Here is a 2,936-nt window from a genome sequence, read left to right as displayed (position 1 = left end):
TGCGAGAGCGTGTGGAGCATGGCGTAGCGAATGCCGGGGTAGCCTTCGTCAGGATCAAGATGACGTGAATTGCGCCATCCCCTGTGGCCTCCCCGGAGCATCTTGTCGACCTGCGCGACGGTAGGTAGTGCTTCCCAAGCGACGAGTGCCTGCTCGTCGAACTGGATGAAGATACCCTCACCATGCACCTGGTTTGCAGGAACCCAGTCCGGTTTATCTCGTGAGAGGTTGGCCATCTGGGGCCGTTCGTTCGGGTCGCCGGTTTCTTCGGGCGCCTCCACACGAGTGAAACCGAGCAAGGCATTGACCTCGCGCAGTCGCTCCAGAAGCAGCACTCTGCTGATGTGCTTTGCAAAGGCTGGGGGCGTGCCGACCTTCTTGCTCATGAAGTGCGGGTAGTCCGTGGGTGGGTTTGCCTCTGTCAGCACGTCCCACTCGGGACCCTTGATGTCGGCCTCACCCACGATCTCCTGTCCGCCACCGGTACGGTGCGCCTCGATGGCCGACCAGATCGACGCTGCTGGATATTTGTCGATCCCTGGCAGCGCCCCGGTCTTCTTCAAGGTTTTTACCGTCACCGACACTTCGGCTTCGGATTCCAGTTCCTCAAAGAACTCCCAGCCATCCTGGATCAGTTGACTGAGTGGGTCCTTGGTCTGGGGAATGGCGAGCGCCGAAAGTGTGATCGGGAACCAGCTGTTCGTAGCTCCCAATAGCACCGCGCGTGCTTCCTCATCGCATTCGTGGTCGAAGTGGTCTAGGTGCGGATGCCGTCCTCGGCACCCCGGCAGATTCTCTTTTCCTGCCTTGCCAAAAGCGTGCGCCATGCTTCTGGATGCACCACAGGCATCGCACTTCACCCACAGGTTTTCGGTTTGCAGCGACGCGCCGCTCTCAAAGAAGCGCAGCGTGCCCATGCACGAGCTGTTACCTCCATGCACGAAGTAGTGCCACGGAAAATCGTCAAGGTGGCCGTCGCGGCAGGCCAGCAGAAAACGTGCGGGAACGGCATCCGCGTCCTTGGCCGATTGGTCGCCTTTGGAACCACGGCAGCCTTTGTGAACGAAGCGGGTTCGCTCCGGCCTGAAGCGGTTCTCCTTGATCTCGAACAGACCAGCGTCGAAGGGCGACAGCAGGCCGCACTTCACACAGCGCATCCAGCGCGGGAATGGCCGAACAGGAACGCCGATGTTGGCCTCGGCAGACCAGACATCAACGAGTTCGCTTTTCTGGAAAGGCGGCATCCGCAGGTTTTCGACCTGCGTTCCCAGAACCTTCCGAACGGCAGCGAGCAGCCGTGCCTCTTGAATCGGCTGGCAGCGGTCTTTTTCCCATCTGTCGATGCCGAGCGTCACCACGGACAGGCTCGGCAGGTCGATCAATGCACCGGGCCCATAGGTCCACAGCAACTGGCTGGGGCGGACTTCTCCGACTGGAGTTTTGTTGTTGATGATCATGTTCAAACCTCATCCTTCGTTGCAGGACGAGGCTTCCAATCGTGATCGTCCGTGATATGGCTCGTGTTCATGATCAGGCGCACGCCGGGCTCGACTTCCCTCATCGACATCGGTACGGTCCAATTGTCCCAGGCTTGAAGTCCTGGCAACTTGATCAATGCCACGGTCTTGTCTTTTTCGGGGCCGCGTTTCTCATACGCCAAGATCCGCCCGCCTTTGCTGACTTCTTTCGCCCATTCGTCAGCGCGTTCTTTCAGTTCAGTCTCAGCCAACTGCTTACGCGAGTTGTCTTCAGCGACATTGCCTGCGCGCGTCACCAATACCTTGATGGCATCGATGATCTCGGCCTGATTGGACATGCTCAGTTGGCCAGCGCCTTCGTTCGGGCTGAAGACATCGTTCTTGAGGCGCATCAAACTCAGCATCGCGCCGGTTAGACCACGGTCCATTGCGCGCGGTGAGAACGGCGTTACCGATTGCGCTTCGACGTGCTTGTAGAACGTGGCGTGGTAGTGCTCAAAGGTTTCGTAATGCGACAGGTCGCGTGGTCTGGCCCACGTCAGCACCGTGCAGACCAAGCCGGGGAAGGAGCGCCCGACACGGCTGGTGGCCTGAATGTATTCGGCAGTCCCCTTAGGTTGCCCGTTCACAGCCATCAGTCCGAGCCGGTTTACGTCGACACCCACTGAAAGCATGTTGGTGGCCAGCACCACATCGATGGCGCGCGTGTCGCCCTCTTGCCAGCGGGTCACGTACTTGCCGGTTGCTGTGTCGAACTCCGACTTGAACTTGACCTCCAGGTTATCGAGGTACTTGGGGATGTCCTGACTTGATACCCGAGATGTCAGCTCGCGAATGTTGCTGATGCTGCGTTGTGCCAGTGCGGGCCGTTCCACCATGCTCATCTGCACGCGGTAGGAACGCGTCTGCACGTCGTCCTCGACCAAGCGTTTCATGCCCCCCAGTTCTCGCAGCGCGTTGAAGTAACCGACCATGGTCATGTAAGGATCTGCTGGCTCGCCGAAGCGATCGAACAGCGCCTGAGCAGCAGTCAGGAATGCCGTGTAGACGCGGATCAGCATCGCGGGTCGCGAACTGCCAGGTGAACACACCCCGAGGTAACGCCGCCCCGGCTTGCCCACGATCGGTCGTTGGACCGAGAAGTAGTTGTCCTCCACGTCCAGTCCGTGCGGCGGGAACACCGACACGCTCCGCATGAAGACGTTGTTCATCTGCTCGCGGGCCTTACGCACCGTGGCGGTCGACGCGATGATCTTCGGCTTCACCATACGTTCGCCAAACTTCCAGCCGCACAGCTCGTCCACGGCCGTCTCGTACAGGCCAACCATGGTGCCGAGCGGCCCGCTGATCAGATGAAACTCGTCCTGGATGATCAGGTCCGGCGGTCGGATCGGGCTAATGTTCTTGACCTTGGTGGCAGCGAGTCCTTTTCCGGCCTGGTGGTTACCATTGCAGTCC

2 protein-coding genes are annotated in these 2,936 nt (G+C 59.6%); both read right to left on the bottom strand.

The features are described from left to right. Window positions 1-1,457: DrmB family protein (gene drmB, locus AC2VLV_RS08790; RefSeq protein ID WP_486989629.1), on the bottom strand; the 1,457-nt coding region annotated here is incomplete at its 3' end. A gap of 2 nt (window positions 1,458-1,459) precedes the next feature. Then, a partial coding sequence (locus AC2VLV_RS08785) for a helicase-related protein (RefSeq protein WP_486989628.1) occupies window positions 1,460-2,936 on the bottom strand: 1,477 nt, incomplete at its 5' end.

It is taken from the genome of Thiomonas sp. TH-17 (assembly GCF_057473305.1).
The sequence above is the reverse complement of the archived record's forward strand: the minus strand, read 5'-3'. Positions and strand labels throughout refer to the sequence as shown.